General features: G+C 71.3%; 22 protein-coding genes. 2 read left to right on the top strand and 20 right to left on the bottom strand.

Going from position 1 to position 21005, the window contains the following annotated elements; genetic code table 11:
• Positions 1-62: 62 nt before the first annotated feature.
• The 4 genes from tsaE to ABTX81_RS07395 all read right to left on the bottom strand — a co-directional run bounded on the left by tsaE (position 63) and on the right by ABTX81_RS07395 (position 4658).
• Positions 63-560, bottom strand: coding sequence for a tRNA (adenosine(37)-N6)-threonylcarbamoyltransferase complex ATPase subunit type 1 TsaE (tsaE, locus tag ABTX81_RS07380; RefSeq protein WP_350542279.1), 498 nt, complete (start codon positions 558-560; stop codon positions 63-65).
• A 99-nt stretch (positions 561-659) separates the two neighbouring features.
• Positions 660-1838 carry an alpha/beta fold hydrolase gene (locus ABTX81_RS07385; RefSeq protein ID WP_350542280.1) on the bottom strand — a complete coding sequence of 393 codons (1179 nt, stop codon included), beginning with the start codon at positions 1836-1838 and terminating at the stop codon, positions 660-662.
• A complete protein-coding gene (gene alr, locus ABTX81_RS07390) occupies positions 1835-3031 on the bottom strand; it encodes an alanine racemase (protein ID WP_350542281.1) in 1197 nt (398 codons plus the stop codon). Before alr ends, ABTX81_RS07385 begins: the two co-directional genes overlap by 4 nt.
• Before the next feature lie 97 nt (positions 3032-3128).
• The gene (locus ABTX81_RS07395; protein WP_350542282.1) at positions 3129-4658 is read right to left on the bottom strand and encodes an NAD(P)H-hydrate dehydratase; all 1530 of its coding nucleotides are present in this window, start codon (positions 4656-4658) and stop codon (positions 3129-3131) included.
• Between the two features lie 179 nt (positions 4659-4837).
• On the opposite strand from ABTX81_RS07395, the gene ABTX81_RS07400 reads away from it, so the two are divergent.
• Positions 4838-5386, top strand: a complete 549-nt coding sequence (locus ABTX81_RS07400) for a Uma2 family endonuclease (protein WP_502892727.1) — start codon at positions 4838-4840, stop codon at positions 5384-5386.
• Positions 5387-5417: 31 nt separating this feature from the next.
• On the opposite strand, the gene glmS is transcribed toward ABTX81_RS07400, so the two are convergent.
• Positions 5418-7274: a glutamine--fructose-6-phosphate transaminase (isomerizing) gene (gene glmS, locus ABTX81_RS07405; protein ID WP_350542284.1), complete on the bottom strand. Its 1857-nt coding sequence runs from the start codon at positions 7272-7274 to the stop codon at positions 5418-5420.
• A 99-nt stretch (positions 7275-7373) separates the two neighbouring features.
• Between glmS and coaA the strand changes: the two genes are divergently transcribed.
• Positions 7374-8369 (top strand): type I pantothenate kinase, encoded by a 996-nt coding sequence (coaA, locus tag ABTX81_RS07410; RefSeq protein ID WP_350542285.1) that lies wholly within the window; start codon positions 7374-7376, stop codon positions 8367-8369.
• Between the two features lie 87 nt (positions 8370-8456).
• Here coaA and glmM read toward each other — a convergent pair whose 3' ends face one another.
• The 15 genes from glmM to secY all read right to left on the bottom strand — a co-directional run bounded on the left by glmM (position 8457) and on the right by secY (position 20775).
• Positions 8457-9821: a phosphoglucosamine mutase gene (gene glmM / locus ABTX81_RS07415; RefSeq protein WP_350542286.1), complete on the bottom strand. Its 1365-nt coding sequence runs from the start codon at positions 9819-9821 to the stop codon at positions 8457-8459.
• 170 nt (positions 9822-9991) lie between these two features.
• Positions 9992-10495, bottom strand: coding sequence for a 30S ribosomal protein S9 (gene rpsI / locus ABTX81_RS07420; protein WP_350542287.1), 504 nt, complete (start codon positions 10493-10495; stop codon positions 9992-9994).
• Positions 10496-10541: 46 nt separating this feature from the next.
• Positions 10542-10985, bottom strand: a complete 444-nt coding sequence (rplM, locus tag ABTX81_RS07425; RefSeq protein WP_030055846.1) for a 50S ribosomal protein L13 — start codon at positions 10983-10985, stop codon at positions 10542-10544.
• Between the two features lie 209 nt (positions 10986-11194).
• Positions 11195-12868, bottom strand: a complete 1674-nt coding sequence (locus ABTX81_RS07430) for an ABC-F family ATP-binding cassette domain-containing protein (RefSeq protein WP_350542288.1) — start codon at positions 12866-12868, stop codon at positions 11195-11197.
• 41 nt (positions 12869-12909) lie between these two features.
• Positions 12910-13854 carry a tRNA pseudouridine(38-40) synthase TruA gene (truA, locus tag ABTX81_RS07435; RefSeq protein ID WP_350542289.1) on the bottom strand — a complete coding sequence of 315 codons (945 nt, stop codon included), beginning with the start codon at positions 13852-13854 and terminating at the stop codon, positions 12910-12912.
• An 80-nt stretch (positions 13855-13934) separates the two neighbouring features.
• Positions 13935-14417, bottom strand: a complete 483-nt coding sequence (rplQ, locus tag ABTX81_RS07440) for a 50S ribosomal protein L17 (RefSeq protein WP_350542290.1) — start codon at positions 14415-14417, stop codon at positions 13935-13937.
• Between the two features lie 127 nt (positions 14418-14544).
• Positions 14545-15567 (bottom strand): DNA-directed RNA polymerase subunit alpha, encoded by a 1023-nt coding sequence (locus ABTX81_RS07445; protein WP_030055844.1) that lies wholly within the window; start codon positions 15565-15567, stop codon positions 14545-14547.
• A gap of 130 nt (positions 15568-15697) precedes the next feature.
• Positions 15698-16105, bottom strand: a complete 408-nt coding sequence (gene rpsK / locus ABTX81_RS07450) for a 30S ribosomal protein S11 (RefSeq protein ID WP_014136257.1) — start codon at positions 16103-16105, stop codon at positions 15698-15700.
• A 72-nt stretch (positions 16106-16177) separates the two neighbouring features.
• Positions 16178-16558, bottom strand: a complete 381-nt coding sequence (gene rpsM / locus ABTX81_RS07455; RefSeq protein WP_344338008.1) for a 30S ribosomal protein S13 — start codon at positions 16556-16558, stop codon at positions 16178-16180.
• Between the two features lie 173 nt (positions 16559-16731).
• Positions 16732-16845: a 50S ribosomal protein L36 gene (rpmJ, locus tag ABTX81_RS07460; protein WP_003956441.1), complete on the bottom strand. Its 114-nt coding sequence runs from the start codon at positions 16843-16845 to the stop codon at positions 16732-16734.
• Positions 16846-16878: 33 nt separating this feature from the next.
• Positions 16879-17100, bottom strand: coding sequence for a translation initiation factor IF-1 (gene infA / locus ABTX81_RS07465; RefSeq protein ID WP_003956442.1), 222 nt, complete (start codon positions 17098-17100; stop codon positions 16879-16881).
• A gap of 172 nt (positions 17101-17272) precedes the next feature.
• Positions 17273-17698, bottom strand: coding sequence for a large conductance mechanosensitive channel protein MscL (gene mscL / locus ABTX81_RS07470; protein WP_350542291.1), 426 nt, complete (start codon positions 17696-17698; stop codon positions 17273-17275).
• Positions 17699-17842: 144 nt separating this feature from the next.
• A complete protein-coding gene (gene map, locus ABTX81_RS07475) occupies positions 17843-18682 on the bottom strand; it encodes a type I methionyl aminopeptidase (RefSeq protein ID WP_350542292.1) in 840 nt (279 codons plus the stop codon).
• Positions 18683-18811: 129 nt separating this feature from the next.
• Complete coding sequence (locus ABTX81_RS07480) at positions 18812-19465, bottom strand: adenylate kinase (protein WP_350542293.1); 654 nt, start codon at positions 19463-19465, stop codon at positions 18812-18814.
• Complete coding sequence (gene secY, locus ABTX81_RS07485; protein WP_344338016.1) at positions 19465-20775, bottom strand: preprotein translocase subunit SecY; 1311 nt, start codon at positions 20773-20775, stop codon at positions 19465-19467. The genes ABTX81_RS07480 and secY overlap by 1 nt, the downstream gene beginning before the upstream one ends.
• Between the last annotated feature and the right edge of the window lie 230 nt (positions 20776-21005).

Consider the following 21005-nt stretch of genomic DNA (forward strand, 5'->3'; position numbering starts at 1 on the left):
CCCCGACCGCAACATCTTCCCGACAGCCTGTCGGCAAACCGTGACCCGCCCGGCCGCCTCCCTCAGGCCAGCACCGACAGGTCGACGCCGTCCCAGCGCGGGCCGATCCCGGTCAGCTCCACCCGGCGCGGGTCCAGGTCGTCGGCCGCCGCCTCGGCGCCGATGGCCCGCTCGATCCGGACCTCCAGCCGGTCCTCCGAGAGCCGCTCGACCTTGCCCTCGCCCCACTCGACCACCACCACCGACTCGGGCAGCGAGACGTCCAGGTCGAGGTCCTCCATCTCGTCGAGGTCCCCGCCCAGCCGGTACGCGTCGACGTGCACCAGGGCCGGGCCGCCGACCAGCGACGGGTGCACCCGGGCGATCACGAAGGTCGGCGAGGTGACCGCGCCGCGCACCTGGAGCCCCTCGCCGAGGCCCCGGGTCAGCGTGGTCTTCCCCGCTCCCAGCTCGCCGGAGAGCAGCACCAGGTCCCCCGGCCGCAGCAGCGCGGCCAGCTCCCGGCCGAGCCGGCCCATCCGGTCGGGGGTGGCGGCGGTGAGAGTGGCGTGCGAGCCCATGCGCGAATCAAGCCCTTCGGTCCGTACGGCGGCGCACCGGCCCTCGGGCGCCCCCGCTACCGTGCCACATCCCCGGCGCCGTGCTCGACGCCGGGCGCGCTACGCCGGCGGGGTGGCGCCGCGGAAGCGGGCGGCCTGCTCGAACAGCTCGGCCAGCCGGCGGTCGACCACGTCGGGGCGCTCCAGCATCACCAGGTGCCCGGCGTCCTCGACCAGGACCAGCTCGGCGCCCGGCAGCTGTTCGGCCATCACCTCGCCGTGGCCGGGCGGGGTCAGCAGGTCCTTGGTGCCGGTCAGCACCAGCACCGGGATGCCACGCAGCGCGGCGAGCGCCTCGGTCTTCTCGTGCGCCGAGAACACCGGGTAGAACTCGGCCACCACGTCGATCGGGGTGGCGTCCAGCATCTGCTCGGCGAACCGGGCCACGCCCGGGTCGACGTCCTTCCCGCCGAACGAGAACCGCCGGTAGAAGACGGCGCTGACGTCCGTACCCAGCCGGCGGGTCGCCTCCACCAGGTCCACCTGGCGGCCGAGCAACTTCATCATGCTCGGCGCGACCCGGCGGAACAGCCGGGCGCCGGCCAGCGGCAGACCGAAGGTGACGGCGTCCCAGTTCCCGGCCAGGGTGCCGATCAGCGCCACCCCGGCGACCCGCTCGCGGAACAGCTCGGGGTACTGGTCGGCCAGCGCCATCACCGTCATGCCGCCCATCGAGTGGCCGACCAGCACCAGCGGGCCGGTCGGCGCGACGGCGTCGAGCACGGCCTTGAGGTCACCGCCCAGCTGGTCGATGGAGGCGGGCTCGCCGGCCAGGAAGGAGCGGGAGCGCTCGGAGCGGCCGTGGCTGCGCTGGTCCCAGAAGACCAGGCGCAGCCCGTCGCGGAACGCGGCGCGCTGGAAGTGCCAGCTGTCCTGGTTGAGGCAGTAGCCGTGGCAGAAGACCACGGTCAGCGGTCCGGCGGCGCCGTCCGGCTCACCGGTCCCGTCGAGCTCGACGTACAGCTCGGTGCCGTCCGCGGCGGCGACGGTGCGGGGGCGGCCGCGCAGCGAGCCGTACGGGGCCTTGGCGTCCAGCTCGGCGCGGGCCCGGCGGCGCATCGTCCGGCCGACCGTCAGCCGCTCGATCGCCACGCCGGCGGCGGCGCCGGCCGCGAGCACGCCGACCGAGATGCCGATCAGGCCGGCCCGGCTCACCCCGGTGGCCGTCCCGGCCGCCCTGACGGCGCGGGCCACGCCGCTGACCGCCTCGACCGGGTCGGCGCCGGACTGCCCGCTCATCCGAACAGGCCCTCGTCCAGGCCGCCGACGTAGCGGCGCGGCACCCGGGAGCCGATCCGGGTGACGATCTCGTAGGAGATGGTGCCGCAGGCGCGGCCCCAGTCCTCGGCGGTCGGCTCACCGCGGTCGCCGTTGCCGAAGACCAGCACCTCGTCGCCGATCGGCGGGGTGTCGCCGCCGAGGTCGACGACGAACTGGTCCATCGCCACCCGGCCGGCCACGGTGCGCCACTTGCCGTCGACCTGCACCGGGCCGGTGCCGCTGGCGTGCCGGGGGATGCCGTCGCCGTAGCCGAGCGGGACCAGGCCCAGCGTGGTCGGGCCGGGGGTGGTGTAGTGGTGGCCGTAGCTGACGCCATGGCCGCCGGGAACGTGCTTGACCAGGGCCAGCCGGGCGGTCAGCGACATCACCGGGCGCAGTCCGAAGTCGGCCGGCGAGCCGACCTCCGGGACCGGCGAGAGCCCGTACATCGCGAGGCCGGTGCGGACCATGTCGAAGTGCGACTGCGGGAGAAGCAGGGTGGCCGGCGAGTTGGCCAGGTGCCGCACCTCGGGGCGCAGGCCGGCCGCCTCGGCGGTGGCCAGAGCGGCGCGGTAGGCGTCCAGCTGGGCCTGGATGGAGGGGTGGCCGGGCTCGTCGGCGGCGGCGAAGTGCGACCAGACGCCGACCACGGTGAGCAGGCCGTCCAGCTCGGCCCGGCGGGCGGCGGCGACCAGCTCGGGCCAGTCGTGCGGCTGGCAGCCGTTGCGGCCGAGGCCGGTGTCGGCCTTCAGGTGCACCCGGGCCGGTATGCCGGTGGCGCGGACGGCGTCGAGCAGTTCGGTGAGCGCCCACTGGCCGCTGACCGAGATGTCGAGGTCGGCGAAGAGGGCCTCGCGCCAGGGGCCGCCGGGGGTCCACAGCCAGCACAGGACGCGGGCCTGGTCCGGGCGGATGCCGGCGGCGCGCAGCGCGAGCGCCTCCTCCGGCGTCGCCGTGCCCAGCCAGCGGACTCCTGCGGCGACCGCCTCCCGGGCGCACCGGACGGCGCCGTGGCCGTAGGCGTCCGCCTTGACCGCGGCCATCACCGTGGCACCGCCGACCCGCTCGCGCAGCGTGTCGAGGTTGCCGCGCAGCGCGGCGAGATCGATGGTCGCCTCGGCTCGCGCGCCTTCGGTGAGCGTGGCCATCACGGTCGTCTTCGCAGTTGTCATCAGGGTCAGTCTCCCAGACGTCCCAGGGTCCTCGCCGAACGGCCCGTCGGCGCACCGCTCCCCCGTAACCCCCCACCCCTCCCCGGACGCCCACGAATCACCCCCCGGTTCCCTCCCCTTCACCGGACCGGGCGCCCGGGCCCGCCGCCGAGCGGACGTCGTTCCAGGCGGCCGGGAGGGCGGCCGCCACCTCGGGGGCGGTGACGGGGGCGCCGGGGGTTCCCGCGGTACGGCGGGCGGCGAGGCCGTGCAGGTAGGCGGCCACCGAGGCGGCGTCCAGCGGGGCGAGGCCCGCGGCGAGCAGCGAGCCGGCCAGCCCGGCCAGGACGTCCCCGCTGCCGGCCGTCGCCAGCCAGGAGGTGCCGGTCGGGTTCACCCGGACGGCTCCGCCCGGGTCGGCGACCACCGTGGTCGAGCCCTTCAGCAGCACCGTCGCCCGGTACGCCGCCGCGATCCGGCGCGCCGTGGCCAGCCGGGCGGCCGCCAGCTCGTCGGCGGCCGGCGGCCGGGCCCCGGCGCCCCCGCCCGCCCCGGCGAGCAGCCGGGCCGCCTCGCCCGTGTGCGGGGTGAGCAGCGTCGGCGCGGTCCGCCCGGCCAGCGCGTCCGGCCCGAGCCGGGCCAGCTCGGTCAGCCCGTCCGCGTCGACCAGCACCGGCACGTCGGCGGCCAGCGCTTCCGCGAGCGCCCGCTCGGCCCCCTCGCCACCGCCCGGCCCGACCACCCAGGCCTGCACCCGCCCCGCCCCGGCCGGCCCGCCCTCGGTGACCAGCGTCTCCGGGAACCGCCGCACCACCTCCTCGGCCGCCGTCCCCACGTACCGCACCGCGCCCGCACCGCCGCGCAGCGCCCCGGCGACCGCGAGCAGCGCCGCCCCCGGGTAGCGCGCCGAGCCGGCCGCCACCCCGACCACCCCGCGCCGGTACTTGTCGCTCTCCGCCCCCGGCACCGGCAGCAGCCCGGCCACGTCCGCGTGCTGCAGCGCCGCGACCTCGGCCGGCGGCAGCTCCAGCCCGATCCCCACCAGCTGCACCGCCCCGGCGCAGGAGGCGCCCGGGTCGATCAGCAGCCCGGGCTTGTAGGTGCCGAAGCAGACCGTCACGTCCGCCCGCAGCGCCACGCCCGCGACCTCTCCGGTGTCGGCGTCCACCCCGCTGGGCACGTCGACGGCCACCACCACCCCGGACCGCCCGGCGCGCGCGTACGGCCGGGCCTCCGGCCGCAGCCCACCCTGCCCGCCGATGCCGACGATGCCGTCCAGCACCAGGTCCGCGCGCGAGAAGTCGGCCAGGCCGGCGGCCTGATCCGCCACCACCCGCCCGCCGGCCGCCCGCAGCGCCGCGAGCCCGGCGGCATGCGCCCGCTCCGGGGCGAGCAGCACCGCCGACACCCGCGCCCCGCGCCGCGCCAGCGCCGCACCGGCGTACAGCGCGTCACCCCCGTTGTCCCCGCTGCCCGCCAGCACCACCACCCGGCTGCCGTACACCCGCCCGCGCCGGCGGGTCAGCAGCCGCGCACAGGTCGCGGCCAGTCCGGCGGCGGCCCGCTGCATCAGCGTCCCCTCGGGGAGCCGCGCCATCAGCGCGGCCTCGGCGGCACGGACGACTTCGACGCGATGGGCGTGACGCATGCGGAGACTCCTTCAGCGGTCGGCTACCGCCGACGCTAGCCCGCGTCACCGCCCCACGGCAGCCGGGCCTGCGGCACACTTTCGAGTGACACCCACGTCGATCCCCCGCCGGTGTCGGTCCGGATGCCTACCGTGTGGCTCGGCACGGACCCACAGGAGGGAGAAGGGCCATGGTCGCCATGCCGGCAGTCGAGCACCCGCTGGGCGAGGACAGCCTCCTCCAGGCGTTTCTGGAGTTGGACGCCCCGTTGGGGAGCAAGGCAGAGTTCATCGAAGGGGAGATCGTCGTGACGCCGCCACCGGACGGACAGCACGAGGGCGCCGTCTCGAAGCTCGCCAAGCAGTTCTTCCGAAGCGCCGCGATCGATCTGGACATCGCCGGTGTCAAGGGCCTGATCACTCCCAAGGGCCGGTTCATCCCCGACGGCACAATCGTCCCGGCCGACCAGTTCGACCATCTGGATTCCTGGGCCCCGGCGGGAGGCGTCCTCCTCGTCTTCGAGGTCACCTCGATCAACCCGCACAAGGACCGCGAGCCCAAGCGCAGGGGCTACGCCGCTGCGGGAATCCCCTGCTACCTGCTGATCGACCGCGACGAGCACACGGTCACTCTGTTCACCAACCCCGAGGGCGACGACTACATCACCCGGACCAAGGTCGAGTTCGGCAAGCCGCTCGACCTGCCCGCGCCGTTCTCGTTCACGCTCGACACGGCGCCCCTGCGGTAGGACGCAGCCACCGCAGGGGCACCCGGCCGGACTACTCGACGGTGACCGACTTCGCCAGGTTGCGGGGCTGGTCGACCTCGTGGCCCTTGGCCGTGGCCAGCTCGCAGGCGAAGACCTGGAGCGGCACGGTGGAGACCAGCGGCTGCAGCAGGGTCGGCGTGACCGGGATGCGGATCAGGTGGTCGGCGTACGGGACGACCGCCTCGTCGCCCTCCTCCGCGATCACGATGGTCCGCGCGCCGCGGGCCCGGATCTCCTGGATGTTGGAGACGATCTTGTCGTGCAGGATCGAGCGCCCGCGCGGCGACGGCACGACCACCACCACCGGCAGACCCTCCTCGATCAGCGCGATCGGCCCGTGCTTCAGCTCGCCGGCCGCGAAGCCCTCGGCGTGCATGTAGGCGAGCTCCTTGAGCTTGAGCGCGCCCTCCAGGGCCACCGGGAAGCCGACGTGCCGGCCCAGGAACAGCACCGAGCGCGCGTCGGCCAGGGAGCGGGCCAGCTCGCGCACCGGCTCCATGGTCTCCAGCACCTGCTCGACCTGCTTCGGCGCGTCGCCGAGCTCCTTGATGACGGCGAGGATCTCGTCGCCCCACTTGGTACCGCGCACCTGGCCCAGGTAGAGCGCCACCAGGTAGCAGGCGACCAGCTGGGTCAGGAACGCCTTGGTGGAGGCGACGGCCACCTCCGGACCGGCGTGGGTGTACAGCACCGCGTCCGACTCGCGCGGGATGGTCGAGCCGTTGGTGTTGCAGATCGCCAGCACCTTGGCGCCCTGCTCGCGGGCGTGCCGCAGCGCCATCAGGGTGTCCATGGTCTCGCCGGACTGCGAGATGGCGATGACCAGCGTGCCCGGGCCCATGATCGGGTCGCGGTAGCGGAACTCGGAGGCGACCTCCACCTCGCACGGGATCCGGGTCCAGTGCTCGATCGCGTACTTGGCGATCATGCCCGCGTGGAAGGCGGTGCCGCAGGCGACGATGACGACCTTGTCGACCGAGCGCAGGTCCGCGTCGGACATCCGCAGCTCGTCGAGGGTCAGCCGGCCGTCGGTGCCGATCCGGCCGAGCAGGGTGTCGGCGACGGCCTTCGGCTGCTCGGCGATCTCCTTGAGCATGAAGTAGTCGTAGCCGCCCTTCTCGGCGGCAGAGGCGTCCCAGTCGACGTGGTACTCGCGCACGTCGGCGGGGGTGCCGTCGAAGTTCGTCACCGTCACGCCGTCCCGGCGCAGCTCGACGACCTGGTCCTGGCCCAGCTCGATCGCCTCGCGGGTGTGCGCGATGAAGGCGGCCACGTCGGAGGCGAGGAAGTTCTCGCCCTCGCCGCGCCCGACCACCAGCGGCGAGTTGCGGCGGGCGCCGACCACCACGTCCGGGGCGTCGGCGTGCACCGCGACCAGGGTGAAGGCGCCCTCCAGCCGGAGGCAGACCGCCCGCATGGCCTCCGCCAGGTCGCCCCGGTACTCCTCGCCGAGCAGGTGCGCGACGACCTCGGTGTCGGTCTCCGAGCGCAGCGTGTGGCCGCGCTCGGCCAGCTCGCCGCGGAGCTGGGCGAAGTTCTCGATGATGCCGTTGTGGACGACCGCCACCCGGGCGGCGTCGTCCAGATGGGGGTGGGCGTTGGCGTCCGTCGGCCCGCCGTGGGTGGCCCAGCGGGTGTGGCCGATGCCGGTGGTGCCGCCGGGAAGAGGGGTCTCGGCGAGCGACTTCTCCAGGTTCGCGAGCTTGCCTGCCCGCTTGTCGGTGGCGAGGCTCCACTGCCCGTCGGAGCCCTGCACCTGCACCGCGACACCGGCCGAGTCGTAGCCCCGGTACTCCAGTCGCTGCAGGCCTGCGATTACTACGTCAAGGGCGGGCTGGGAGCCCACGTATCCAACAATTCCGCACATGCGTGCCAGCATAAGGGCGCTCCGTGGGCCCTTTTCGCACGGTTCGCCCGCGGGCCGTGACCGACACCACAACCACCCCGAACGGCGCTACGGCCCACAATGGAGCATGTGCTGACCGAACTCTGTACGCGTGGCGACGCCACGCCCGGCCCCTCGCCGTCCCCCTACGTGGACCTCAGCCGGGCCGAGTGGAGCGCGCTGCGCGAGCGTACGCCGCTTCCGCTGACCGCCGAGGAGGTGGAACGGCTGCGCGGTCTCGGCACCGCCCTCGACCTCGACGAGGTCCGGGACGTCTACCTGCCGCTGTCCCGGCTGCTGAACCTCTACATCCACGCCACGCACGAACTGCGCGGCGCGCTGGGCACCTTCCTCGACACGCCGGACACCGAGCGCACCCGCACCCCGTTCATCATCGGCGTGGCCGGCTCGGTCGCGGTCGGCAAGTCCACCACCGCCCGCCTGCTGCAGGCGCTGCTGGCCCGCTGGCCGGAGCACCCCCGGGTCGAGCTGGTCACCACCGACGGTTTCCTGCTGCCCAACGCCGAGCTGCGCCGGCGCGGCCTGATGGCCCGCAAGGGCTTCCCCGAGTCCTACGACCGCCGGGCGCTGATGCGCTTCGTCGCGGACGTGAAGGCCGGCAAGGAGCGGGTCACCGCGCCGGTCTACTCGCACCTGGTCTACGACATCGTGCCGGACCAGCGGCTCACCGTGGAGCGCCCGGACATCCTCATCGTCGAGGGCCTGAACGTGCTCCAGCCGGCCCTGCCCGGCACCGACGGCCGCACCCGGCTCGCGGTGGCCGACTACTTCGACTTCTCCATCTACGTCGACGCCCGCACCGACGACATCGAGAGCTGGTACCTGGACCGCTTCCGCAAGCTGCGGCAGACCGCCTTCCAGGACCCGAACTCCTACTTCCGACGCTTCACCGAGGTGCCGGAGGAGGAGGCGATGGAGTACGGCCGCCAGGTCTGGCGCACCATCAACCGGCCCAACCTGCTGGAGAACGTGCTGCCCACCCGCGGCCGGGCCACCCTGATCCTGCAGAAGGGCCAGGACCACAAGGTCCGCCGGGCGCTGCTGCGCAAGCTCTGACGGAACGACGGCTGACGACGGCTCACGACGGAGCACAAGGGTGAGGGCCCCTGCCGCGCGGCAGGGGCCCTCACCGTCGCGGGACGGTCAGCCCAGGTGGGTGCGGACCGCCTCGGCCAGCTTCTCCGCGACGGACTGCGCCTGCGCCTCGTCGGCCGCCTCGACCATCACCCGCACCAGCGGCTCGGTGCCCGACGGACGCAGCAGCACGCGGCCGGTGGCGCCCAGCTCGGCCTCGGCCGCGGCGACCGCGGCGCCCAGCTCCTCGCTGCTGCGCACCCGGCTCTTGTCGACGCCCTTGACGTTGATCAGCACCTGCGGCAGCCGGGTCATCACGGCGGCCAGGTCGGCCAGCGGCTGCTTGGTCGCCGCCAGCCGGGCGCCCAGCATCAGACCGGTCAGCGTGCCGTCGCCGGTGGTCGCGTGGTCCAGCAGGATGACGTGGCCGGACTGCTCACCGCCCAGTGCGAAGCCCTGCTCCTTCATCGCCTCCAGCACGTACCGGTCGCCGACGGCCGTCTCGACCAGCTCGACGCCCTCGCGCTGCATGGCCAGCTTGAAGCCCAGGTTGGACATCACGGTGGCGACCGCGGTGTTGCGGCGCAGCGTGCCGGCCTCCTTCATGGCGACGGCCAGGATCGCGATGATCTGGTCGCCGTCGACCTCGTTGCCGTCCGCGTCGGCGGCCAGGCAGCGGTCCGCGTCGCCGTCCAGGGCGATGCCGAGGTCCGCCGCGTGCTCGCGCATGGCGGTGCGCAGCCGGTCCAGGTGGGTGGAGCCGACGCCGTCGTTGATGTTGAGGCCGGTGGGCTCGGCGCCCAGGGTGTGCACGACCTCGGCGCCGGCCCGGGCGAAGGCCTCGGGGGCGACGTACGCGGCCGCGCCGTGCGCACCGTCGATGACCACCCGGATGCCGTCCAGGCGGTTGGGCAGCACGCCGATCAGGTGGGCGACGTACTTGTCGAAGCCCTCGGTGTACTCGCGGACCCGGCCGACGTCCGCGCCGGTCGGACGGTTCCACTCCTCGCCGCCCGCCGCGTGCTTGTGGTAGTGGGACTCGATGGCGTCCTCGATCCGGTCGTCCAGCTTGTGGCCGCCGCGGGCGAGGAACTTGATGCCGTTGTCCGGCATGGCGTTGTGGCTGGCGGAGAGCATCACGCCGAAGTCGGCGCCGAGCGCGCCGGTGAGATAGGCCACCGCGGGGGTGGGCAGCACACCGACCCGCAGGACGTCGACACCCGCGCTGGCCAGGCCGGCGATGACCGCGGCCTCCAGGAACTCGCCCGAGGCGCGCGGATCGCGGCCGACCACCGCGACCGGCCGGTGGCCCTCGAAGGCCCCCGCCTCACCGAGCACGTGCGCCGCCGCGACCGACAGGCCGAGCGCCAGCTCCGCCGTCAGTCCCTCGTTGGCCACACCGCGCACGCCGTCCGTACCGAAGAGTCGTCCCACAGTCCCGTCCTCCATCGCCGCAATGCCTTGCAGTGAATCCGATCGAATCCCCGGGCTCCGCACAATGGCCGGGGAACACGACGCCCCGGAGTACACGAGGTACTCCGGGGCGTGTAGAGCGCATCCGGGGGCGTGCACCACCAGGGCGGTACGCACCCCCGGGGGCGCAATTAGCGCTTGCTGTACTGCGGCGCCTTGCGGGCCTTCTTCAGACCGGCCTTCTTGCGCTCGACGGCGCGGGCGTCACGGGTCAGGAAGCCGGCCTTCTTGAGGGCGCCGCGGTTGTTGTCCACGTCGGCCTCGTTCAGGGCACGGGCCACGCCGAGGCGCAGCGCGTAGGCCTGGCCGGACACGCCGCCGCCGCTGATGCGGGCGACGACGTCGTAACGGCCGTCAAGCTCCAGGAGCTTGAAGGGCTCGTTCACGGTCTGCTGGTGCACCTTGTTGGGGAAGTAGTTCTCCAGGGTGCGACCGTTGATCTTCCACTGCCCGGTGCCCGGGACGATGCGCACGCGGGCGATCGCCTCCTTGCGACGGCCGAGGCCGGCGCCGGGGACGGCCTCGCCGAAGCGGCCGGCCAGGGACTCGGAGGTGTAGCTCTCCTCGGAGGTGTACTCGCCCTCGACGACGGTCTCGTCGAAGTCGACCTCAAGGGTTTCGGTGGTCTCGGCCACGGTGTTCCTCAGCTCTTTTCAGTGTTGGGGGGCTTGGTGGCCGGAATTACTGCGCGACCTGGGTGATCTCGAACGGCACCGGCTGCTGGGCAGCGTGCGGGTGCTGGTCGCCCGAGTAGACCTTCAGCTTGGAGAGCATCTGGCGACCCAGGCTGTTCTTCGGGATCATGCCCTTGATGGCCTTCTCGACGGCCTTCTCCGGGTTGTTGGCCAGGAGGTCGTCGTAGCGGACCGAGCGGAGACCGCCCGGGAAACCGCTGTGGCGGTACGCCAGCTTCTGGGTCTTCTTGTTACCCGACAGGTGCACCTTGTCCGCGTTGATGATGATGACGAAGTCACCGGTGTCAACGTGCGGCGCGTAGATCGCCTTGTGCTTGCCCCGGAGGAGGTTGGCGGCCTGGGAGGCCAGGCGGCCGAGCACGACGTCGGTCGCGTCGATGACGTGCCACTGACGCTGGACGTCGCCGGGCTTGGGGCTGTACGTACGCACGGTCGTAGCCTTCGCTTTTCAGTGAGTGAGTCCTGACAGGAGCACCTGGAGGAGGGATCAGCCTGGCCGCCTTGGACGCAATTCAAGGGGGAGCCGCTGGTCGTCGACCTGATGTCTCCGGCGTACCGACCTCTCACGTGAGATAGAGCGAGCCAATACGCACATCAAGCGCCCAGGTTACCGGGAGGCGAGGGGAGGGTCAAAATTCCTCAGCGATCCCGCTCGACCCGGGTGACGTCCCAGACCGGCTCGGACGACTCGTAGACCCGGCCGTCGGCGCCGAACACCAGGAAACGGTCGAAGGTCCGGGCGAACCAGCGGTCGTGGGTGACGCACATCACCGTGCCGTCGAAGGCCTCCAGACCGGCCTGCAGCGCCTCGGCGCTCTCCAGGTCCAGGTTGTCGGTCGGCTCGTCGAGCAGCAGCGCGGTGACGCCGGACAGCTCCAGCTTGAGGATCATCAGCCGGGCCTGCTGCCCGCCGGAGAGCGACTCGAACTTCTGCTCCTCCTGGCGGTCCAGCTCGTAGCGGCGCAGCGCGCCCATCGCGGCGCCGCGGCTGAGCGCGTGCTCCTCCTCGACGATCGAGCGGACGGTGCGGCCGAGCAGTTCCGGGTGGGCGTGGGTCTGCCGGAAGTGGCCGGGCACCACACGGGCGCCGAGCTTCCAGCCGCCGGTGTGGGCGACCGTCTCGTCGCCCGCGAGCAGCCGCAGCAGGTGCGACTTGCCGGCGCCGTTGGCCCCGAGCACGCCGATCCGCTCGCCGTAGAAGACCTCCAGGTCGAAGGGCTGCATCAGGCCGGTGAGCTCCAGCCGCTCCATGGTGAAGGCGCGCACCCCGGTGCGCCCGCCCTTGAGCCGCATGGTGATGTTCTGCTCGCGCGGCGGCGCCTCCGGCGGGCCGGCGTCCTCGAACTTCTTGAGCCTGGTCTGCGCGGCCGCGTACCGGGAGGCCATCTCGTGGCTGACCGCGGCGGCCTGGCGCAGGGTGACGACCAGCTTCTTGAGCTTGGCGTGCTCCTCGTCCCAGCGGCGGCGCAGCTCCTCGAAGCGCTCGAAGCGGGCCTTGCGGGCCTCGTGGAAGGTGTCGAAGCCGCCGCCGTGCACCCAGACGCTGGAGCCGGCCGCGCCGGACTCGACGCTGATGATCTTCTCGGCGGTGCGGGAGAGCAGCTCGCGGTCGTGCGAGATGAACAGCACCGTCTTCGGGGTGGCCTTGATGGCCTCCTCCAGCCAGCGCTTGCCCGGGACGTCCAGGTAGTTGTCCGGCTCGTCGAGGAGCAGCACCTCCTCGGGGCCGCGCAGCAGCGCCTCCAGCACCAGCCGCTTCTGCTCGCCGCCGGAGAGCGTGTTCAGGCCGCGCCACTGGGCCTTGTCGAAGGGCACGCCGAGGGCCGCCATGGTGCAGACGTCCCAGTCGGTCTCGTAGTCGTAGCCGCCGACGTCGGCCCAGTCGGAGAGCGCCTGGGCGTAGGCCATCTGGGTCTTCTCGTCGTCCTGGGCGATCATCGCCAGCTCGGCGGCGTCGACCGCGCGGGCCGCCTTGGCGATCCGCTCGGGGGCGACGGAGACCAGCAGGTCACGGACCGAGGCGTCGGCGGGCAGTGCGCCCGGGCCGCCCTCGTCGTCGGCCCTGCGCTGCTCCTCGCGGCCGGTGGTGCCGACGAACTGGCGCATCACGCCGAGCCCGCCGCTGATCGTCACCGTGCCGCCGTGCGGCTGGAGGTCGCCGGCGATCATGCGCAGCAGCGTGGTCTTGCCGGCGCCGTTGGCCCCGACCAGCGCCACCGCCGCGCCCTCCCCCACCCGGAAGGACGCGTCGTCGAACAGCACCCGCCCGTCCGGCAGGTAGTACTCCAGGTGCGAAATCTCGACGTGTCCCATGGGGGCGATTGTCCCAAGCCGCCGCCCCGGACCAAAACCGATTAATCGACCGCCGGCTCCGGAGCCCCGGCGGGGGCGCCGACGGGGGCGGTGCCCGGCAGGGTCCGCATCCGGCGGGCGGCCCGGCTGCGCTCGGCGAGTCGGTCGTCCGCCGGGTAGCCGACCTCCTCCAGGGTCAGCCCGTACGGCCGGATCACGTTCACGGCCGAGTTGCGCACGCCGCCGGCCAGCACCTCGCCGGGGAACTCCACCGGCCGGTGCCCGTCGCCGACCAGCAGCATCGCGCCGACCAGCGCCCGCACCATGTTGTGGCAGAAGGCGTCGGCCCGGACGGTGGCGACCGCGAGCGAGCCCTCCTGGGCGGCGTAGGTGTCGACCGGGACACGGTCCCAGCGCAGCTCCAGCAGGGTGCGGATGGTGGTCGCGCCCTCGCGCTTCTTGCAGTACGCGGCGAAGTCGTGCTCGCCGAGCAGCAGCCGCGCGGCCGCGTTCATCCGCTCCAGGTCGAGCGGCCGGTCGTGCCAGAGCACATGGCCGCGCAGCAGCGGGTCGACGCCGCCGGGGTGGTCGGCGACCCGGTAGGCGTAGCGGCGCCAGATCGCCGAGAAGCGAGCGTCGAAGCCGGCCGGGGCCTCGGCCGCCCGGTAGATCCGGACGTCGCCCGGCAGCCGCCCGGCCAGCCGGCGCAGCAGCTTCTCGCCGTGCTGGGCCCACAGCTCGGCCGGCAGGTCGACGTGGGCGACCTGGCCGCGGGCGTGCACCCCGGCGTCGGTGCGGCCGGCCACGGTGAGCGGGAAGAGTTCGGAGCTGCGGGTGACCACCTGCAGGGCGGTCTCGATCTCCTCCTGGACCGTCCGGCGGCCGCCCTTCTGCCGGGCCCAGCCGGAGAAGTCGGCGCCGTGGTAGGCGAGGTCGAGCCGGATCCGGACGTACCCGGCGGCCGGGCCGTCCTTGACCGGAGGCTGCTCGGCGCAATCGTTGACCACTGCTCTTCACTCCCTGGACATGAGGAACGGGCCCGCTCCCCCACGGATGGGGAAGCGGGCCCGTGACACACCTAGTGGTGTCAGGCCTGCTCGGCGGCCTCGGCCTCGTCGGCCTTGGTCTCGGTGGCCTCGACCTTGGCGTCGGCCTCCTTGACGGCACGCTTGGTGGCGGCCTCGGCCTCGCCGACGGCGGTCTGCGCGACGGTCAGCGCCTCGACCAGCTCGATCACGGCCATCGGGGCGTTGTCGCCACGACGGGGACCGATCTTGGTGATGCGGGTGTAGCCACCCGGGCGGTTCTCGTAGCGCGGCGCGATCTCGGTGAAGAGGGTGTGCAGCACCGACACGTCGGTGATGGTCTTGCGCACCAGGCGACGGTTGTGGATGTCGCCCTTCTTCGCCTTGGTGATCAGCTTCTCCGCCAGCGGGCGCAGGCGGCGGGCCTTGGCCTCGGTGGTGGTGATGCGGCCGTACTGGAACAGCTCACGGGCCAGACCGGCGAGCAGCAGGGGCTCGTGGGACGGGCCGCCGCCGAGGCGGGCACCCTTGGTGGGACGCGGCATGGAATTACTCCTCGAATCTCCGACTGCGGCCGTACCAGGTACCGCAGCGGGCGTACGGGCACGGTGCCCGCACGACTTTCACGACGACGGGGGCGGTTCCGCGGAACCGCCCCCGCGGTCAAGTCTCTCAGTACTGCTCGGTCTCCGCGTAACCCGCGTCGTCCAGGTCGTCGGCGCCGAAGGCGTCGGCGGCGGCGGTCGGGTCGAACCCGGGCGGGCTGTCCTTAAGGGCCAGGCCCATGCCGGCCAGCTTCGCCTTGACCTCGTCGATCGACTTCGCACCGAAGTTGCGGATGTCGAGCAGGTCGGCCTCGGAGCGGGCGACGAGCTCACCCACGGTGTGGATGCCCTCGCGCTTGAGGCAGTTGTAGGAGCGGACGGTGAGCTCCAGCTCCTCGATCGGCAGCGCCAGGTCGGCGGCCAGGGCGGCGTCCGTCGGGGACGGGCCCATGTCGATGCCCTCGGCGTCGATGTTCAGCTCGCGGGCGAGGCCGAACAGCTCCACCAGGGTCTTGCCGGCCGAGGCCATGGCGTCGCGCGGACGCATGGCGGGCTTGGTCTCGACGTCGACGATCAGCTTGTCGAAGTCGGTGCGCTGCTCGACACGGGTGGCCTCGACCTTGTAGGTGACCTTCAGCACGGGGCTGTAGATCGAGTCGACCGGGATGCGGCCGATCTCCTGGCCGGAAGCCTTGTTCTGCACGGCGGAGACGTAGCCGCGACCGCGCTCGACGGTCAGCTCCATCTCCAGCTTGCCCTTGCCGTTCAGGGTGGCGAGGACCAGCTCGGGGTTGTGCACCTCGACACCGGCCGGCGGCGCGATGTCGGCGGCGGTGACCACACCCGGGCCCTGCTTGCGCAGGTACATCACGACCGGCTCGTCGTGCTCCGAGGAGACGACCAGCTGCTTGATGTTGAGGATGAGGTCGGTGACGTCCTCCTTGACGCCCGGCACGGTGGTGAACTCGTGCAGGACGCCGTCGATGCGGATGCTGGTGACAGCGGCACCCGGGATCGACGACAGGAGGGTACGACGCAGGGAGTTGCCGAGGGTGTAGCCGAAGCCCGGCTCCAGCGGCTCGATCACGAACCGCGAGCGGAACTCGTCGACGACCTCTTCGGTCAGCGAGGGGCGCTGAGCGATGAGCATGTTTCTGATCCTCCAGTGATCTTCGGCACCCACTATTTGATGCCGAACAGAACCAGCGTACGGGGTCCCGCAGGAAACGGGACCCCGTACGAGGTTTAAAACAGAACCCAGCGTGCCCGAAGGCGCTGCGTCAGACGCGGCGGCGCTTCGGCGGACGGCAGCCGTTGTGCGGGGTGGGGGTGACGTCCTGGATCGAGCCGACCTCCAGGCCGGTGGCCTGGAGCGAACGGATCGCGGTCTCGCGGCCGGAGCCCGGACCCTTCACGAAGACGTCGACCTTGCGCATGCCGTGCTCCTGCGCGCGACGGGCAGCGGCCTCGGCGGCCATCTGCGCGGCGAACGGGGTGGACTTGCGCGAGCCCTTGAAGCCGACGTGGCCGGCGGAGGCCCAGGAGATCACGTTGCCCGACGGGTCGGTGATCGAAACGATGGTGTTGTTGAACGTGCTCTTGATGTGCGCGTGGCCGTGAGCGACGTTCTTCTTTTCCTTGCGGCGGATCTTCTTCGCGCCGGCAGCCTGACGACCCTTGGGGGGCATAAGTCTGTTCTCCTACTGAGGTGGTCGGTCCGCTGACCCGCGGGCCGGAGGGATGTCCGGTTACGGGACGGACTACTTCTTGCCCGGCTTCTTCTTACCGGCGATCGCGCGACGCGGGCCCTTGCGGGTACGCGCGTTGGTGTGGGTGCGCTGGCCGCGGACCGGCAGGCCACGGCGGTGACGCAGACCCTCGTAGCAGCCGATCTCGACCTTGCGGCGGATGTCGGCGGCCACCTCGCGGCGGAGGTCACCCTCGACCGTGAAGTTGGCGTCGATGTACTGGCTCAGCTTGACCAGGTCTTCCTCGGCGATGTCGCGAACGCGGACATCCGGGTTGACGCCGGTCTCGGCGAGGGTCTGCTGGGCGCGGGTACGGCCGATGCCGTACACGTAGGTGAGGGCGATCTCGATCCGCTTCTCACGGGGGAGATCAACGCCGGCGAGGCGTGCCATTCAAGGCTCCTGTGGTTCTTCAGAGGTCTTGCGAGCCACCTACTCCGACACCTCACGGTGAGGGAGCCCCGGCCTCTGACCGGGGGCGGCAGTCCGTCCCTGGGACGGATCGGGTGGCCCGCTTATGACGTTTTCGCGTCGCGCGAAGTACTACGAGAAATGCTGGGGAGAGATCAGCCCTGGCGCTGCTTGTGGCGCAGGTTGTCGCAGATCACCATGACCCGGCCGTGACGGCGGATCACCTTGCACTTGTCGCAGATCTTCTTGACGCTCGGCTTGACCTTCATGTTTCAGGTTCTCCGGGTCTAGATCTGACGTTCTTACTTGTAGCGGTAGACGATCCGGCCGCGCGTGAGGTCGTAGGGGCTGAGCTCCACCACGACCCGGTCGTCCGGCAGGATGCGGATGTAGTGCATGCGCATCTTGCCACTGATGTGCGCGAGGACCTTGTGACCGTTCTGCAGCTCGACCTTGAACATCGCGTTCGGAAGAGACTCGATCACGGTGCCCTCGATCTCAATGGCGCCTTGCTTCTTAGCCATGAACTGCGAGATCCACCTTCCGGGACCGGCTACCGTATGCGGAACGCTCGTGCGAACCTGGGTCCACCCCGACCCCGCCGAGGGGGAAGAGGGCGTGCTGGAGCACGCTACGAGTGAGCCGACGGTCCATCCTACGCCAGCGCGCGGGCTGCTCCAAAACGGGGGTACCCGATCAGCGGGCGACCGGAGCGGCCAGCGGCTCGACGTGGGCGGTGCAGGCCGAGCAGCGGCGGGCGGCCTCGGGGATCTCGGTCAGGCACTCCGGGCAGGGGCGCTTCGGGGTCTTCGGCTTCTTCGGCATGTAGCGGGCGGTGGCCTTGGTCACCGGCAGCACGACGCAGAAGTACAGCACGGCCGCGGTCATCAGGAACGCGATCAGCACGTTGAGGAACTGCCCGTACGGGAAGGTCACGCCGGCGATCGTCGCCTTGTAGGAGCTGAAGTCGCCCGCGGCGCCGACCACCACGCCCACCAGCGGGGTGAGGAAGGCGGCGACGAAGCCGGTGACCACCGCGGTGAAGGCGGAGCCGATCACCACACCGACCGCCATGTCGACCACGTTGCCGCGCATCATGAAGTCGCGGAATCCCTTGAGCACTGCTCTCTCCTGCCGCTCGAAGCCACTACCGGCGCATAAAAATAGGACAAAAGCCCTGGAAGTCCAAACCCCCAGGGCCCTGATCCCTTGTCAGCAGCGGAAGTTGGCTGCTCGGAGCGGCTGCGAGGAGCCCTCGGCGCGGAACTACGCCAGCGGGTCCGGCGCGGCCGTCACACCCAGCTTGGCCAGCATCTCCTTGCCGCCGTCGAAGGCGGTCAGCACCACCGGGCCCTGCTCGGTGACGGCCACCGAGTGCTCCCAGTGCGAGGCCCAGGTGCCGTCGTTGGTGACGACGGTCCAGTCGTCCTCCAGCACGGTCGTGTGCGGGGTGCCGAGCGAGACCATCGGCTCGATCGCCAGCACGGTGCCGGGGATCAGCTTGGGGCCCTTGCCGCGGCCGCGCTCGACGTAGTTCAGCACGTGCGGCTCCATGTGCATCGCGGTGCCGATGCCGTGGCCGCCGTAGCCCTCGGTGATGCCCCACTTGCCCTTCGGCGGCAGCGGCTGGCGGCGGATGTAGCCCTCGATCGCCTTGGAGACGTCGACCAGGCGGTTGCCCTTCTTCATCTGGGCGATGCCGGCCCACATCGAGCCCTCGGTGACCCGGCTCAGCATCTCCACCTCGGGGGCGACCTCGCCGACCGCGACGGTGATCGCCGCGTCGCCGTGCCAGCCGTCCAGGATCGCGCCGCAGTCGATCGAGATGAGGTCACCCTCCTGCAGCACCCGGTCGCCCGGGATGCCGTGCACGACCTCGTTGTTCACCGAGGCGCAGATCACGCCCGGGAACCAGAGGCCGCCGTGGTGGGCCCGGAAGTTCGAAGTGGCGCCGTGGTCGGTGATGACCTTGTCGGCGATGTCGTTGAGCTCCTGGGTGGTGATTCCCGGGGCGACCGCCTCACGGCACGCCTTGAGCGCCTCGGCGACGACCAGCCCGGCCGCTCGCATCTTCGCGATCTGCTCGGGGGTCTTGATCTCCACCATCTGGTCACGCCTTCCTTGGATTCCCGCCCGGGCCTTGCCGGGCGGCCGTGCACTCGTTCCACCGTACGACGCCGTACGGCCGCGCTGCCCCGGTGCGGGCAGCGCGGCCGTACGTACGTCGCTGGAAAATCAGCTGTCCTGCTTCAGCGCCTCGATCGCGCGGGCGGTGACCTCGTCGACCTTGCCGAGGGCCGGGATCGTGGCGATCAGGCCCTGCTGGCGGTAGTAGTCGATGATCGGCTCGGTCTCCGTGTGGTAGACCTCCAGCCGGGTCCGCACCTTGTCCTCGGTGTCGTCCGAGCGCTGGTACAGCTCGCCGCCGCACTCGTCGCAGACGCCCTCGGCCTTCGGCGGGTTGTAGTCCACGTGGAAGACGTGGCCGCCGTCGTTGCGGCAGAGCCGCCGGCCGGCGATCCGGCGGACGACCTCGTCCTCGGGGACCTCCAGGTCCAGCACGCCGTCCAGCTTGATGCCCTGCTCGGCGAGGAACTCGTCCAGCGCCTTCGCCTGGCCCAGGTTGCGCGGGAAGCCGTCGAGCAGGAAGCCGTTGGCGGCGTCCTCCTGGAGCATGCGGTCCTTGGCCATCCCAATGGTGACCTCGTCGGGCACCAGGCGGCCCGCGTCCATGTAGCTCTTGGCCTCGACACCCAGCGGGGTGCCCTGGCCGATGTTGGCGCGGAACAGGTCGCCGGTGGAGATGTGGGGGATGGACAGGGTCTTGGCGAGGAGGTGCGCCTGAGTACCCTTCCCGGCCCCGGGGGGTCCGACGAGGACGATACGCATCAGCGGAGGAACCCTTCGTAATTGCGCTGCTGGAGCTGGCTCTCGATCTGCTTCACAGTTTCGAGTCCGACGCCGACGACGATGAGCACGCTGGTGCCGCCGAACGGGAAGTTGGTCTGCTGTCCGAACGCGACCAGGGCGATCATCGGGATCAACGCGATCAGGCCCAGGTAGAGCGAACCCGGCCACGTGATGCGGGTGAGCACGTAGTTCAGGTACTCGGCCGTCGGACGGCCGGCCCGGATACCCGGGATGAACCCACCATACTTCTTCATGTTGTCGGCAACTTCTTCGGGGTTGAAGGAGATGGCGACGTAGAAGAAGGCGAAGAAGACGATCAGCAGGAAGTAGGTGGCCATGTAGATCGGGTGGTCACCGCGCACGAAGTGCTGGTTGATCCACACCGCCCAGCCGGCCTGGCTGTTGGTCAGCTGAACCACGAGGGCCGGGATGTACAGCAGCGACGAGGCGAAGATGACCGGGATGACACCGGCCTGGTTCACCTTGAGCGGGATGTAGGTCGACGTCCCGCCGAAGGCCCGCCGCCCGATCATCCGCTTCGCGTACTGGACCGGGATCCGGCGCTGCGCCTGCTCGACGAAGATGACGAGCATCACAACGATGACGCCGACCGCGATGACCGAGAAGAACTCGACCCAGCCGCCGCCGATGGTGCCGGAGCCCTTGATGGCCCACATCGAGGACGGGAACTGCGCGGCGATCGAGGTGAAGATCAGCAGCGACATGCCGTTGCCGATGCCGCGGTCGGTGATGAGCTCACCGAGCCACATGATCACCGTGGTGCCGGCGGTCATGGTCAGCACCATCACGGCGATCCGGAACACGCCGGTGTCCGGCACGATCTGGTTGGCGTAGACGCAGCCCGAGAACAGCGCGCCGCTGGAGGCCGTCGCCACGATGCCGGTGCCCTGGAGCACCGCCAGCGCGATGGTCAGGTACCGGGTGTACTGGGTGATCTTCGCCTGGCCGGCCTGCCCCTCCTTCTTCAGCGCCTCGAGTCGCGGGATCACGACGGTCAGCAGCTGGAGGATGATGCTCGCCGTGATGTACGGCATGATGCCGAGGGCGAAGATCGTCAGCTGGAGCAGCGCGCCACCACTGAACAGGTTGACGAGCCCGAACAGGCCGTTGTTCTCGTTGTCCTTCAGGCAGGCGTGCACCGCCTGGAAGTCCACCCCGGGGACGGGGACATGTGAGCCCAGCCGGAACAGCACCATGATGCCCAGCGTGAACAGCAGCTTCTTGCGCAGGTCGGGCGTCTGGAACGCCCGCGCGAACGCACTGAGCACGGTGCCTCCTGCGCCTCCCGCGCGTCGTCGGCGGGAGGGTCGGTCCTGAATGGGAGTTTGCGGAACGGGCTCCGTTACAGACGGCACAGGCGAGCCTATGCGCAGCCTACAAGGGAACTCCACGGACTCTAACAGTGCACGGCCGCTCGAAAGAAGCGCGTACCGCCGCTCCCCCACTCACGGGGTACGGGATGCCCGGTTTTGCCACACAAAAGAACGAGGGCCTGATC

The organism is Kitasatospora sp. NPDC097605, from assembly GCF_040302725.1.
Classification (GTDB): Bacteria; Actinomycetota; Actinomycetes; order Streptomycetales; family Streptomycetaceae; genus Kitasatospora.

Coding starts and splice junctions, on each gene's coding strand:
- ABTX81_RS07480 (WP_350542293.1), bottom strand. CDS start 19,465: ATGCGTATCGTCCTCGTCGGACCCCCCGGGGCCGGGAAGGGTACTCAG.
- alr (WP_350542281.1), bottom strand. CDS start 3,031: ATGACAACTGCGAAGACGACCGTGATGGCCACGCTCACCGAAGGCGCG.
- ABTX81_RS07445 (WP_030055844.1), bottom strand. CDS start 15,567: ATGCTCATCGCTCAGCGCCCCTCGCTGACCGAAGAGGTCGTCGACGAG.
- ABTX81_RS07430 (WP_350542288.1), bottom strand. CDS start 12,868: ATGGGACACGTCGAGATTTCGCACCTGGAGTACTACCTGCCGGACGGG.
- coaA (WP_350542285.1), top strand. CDS start 7,374: ATGGAGCATGTGCTGACCGAACTCTGTACGCGTGGCGACGCCACGCCC.
- rpsK (WP_014136257.1), bottom strand. CDS start 16,105: ATGCCCCCCAAGGGTCGTCAGGCTGCCGGCGCGAAGAAGATCCGCCGC.
- map (WP_350542292.1), bottom strand. CDS start 18,682: ATGGTGGAGATCAAGACCCCCGAGCAGATCGCGAAGATGCGAGCGGCC.
- ABTX81_RS07385 (WP_350542280.1), bottom strand. CDS start 1,838: ATGAGCGGGCAGTCCGGCGCCGACCCGGTCGAGGCGGTCAGCGGCGTG.
- rpsM (WP_344338008.1), bottom strand. CDS start 16,558: ATGGCACGCCTCGCCGGCGTTGATCTCCCCCGTGAGAAGCGGATCGAG.
- rpmJ (WP_003956441.1), bottom strand. CDS start 16,845: ATGAAGGTCAAGCCGAGCGTCAAGAAGATCTGCGACAAGTGCAAGGTG.
- ABTX81_RS07395 (WP_350542282.1), bottom strand. CDS start 4,658: ATGCGTCACGCCCATCGCGTCGAAGTCGTCCGTGCCGCCGAGGCCGCG.
- infA (WP_003956442.1), bottom strand. CDS start 17,100: ATGGCTAAGAAGCAAGGCGCCATTGAGATCGAGGGCACCGTGATCGAG.
- rplQ (WP_350542290.1), bottom strand. CDS start 14,417: ATGCCGCGTCCCACCAAGGGTGCCCGCCTCGGCGGCGGCCCGTCCCAC.
- glmS (WP_350542284.1), bottom strand. CDS start 7,274: ATGTGCGGAATTGTTGGATACGTGGGCTCCCAGCCCGCCCTTGACGTA.
- tsaE (WP_350542279.1), bottom strand. CDS start 560: ATGGGCTCGCACGCCACTCTCACCGCCGCCACCCCCGACCGGATGGGC.
- ABTX81_RS07400 (WP_502892727.1), top strand. CDS start 4,838: ATGCCGGCAGTCGAGCACCCGCTGGGCGAGGACAGCCTCCTCCAGGCG.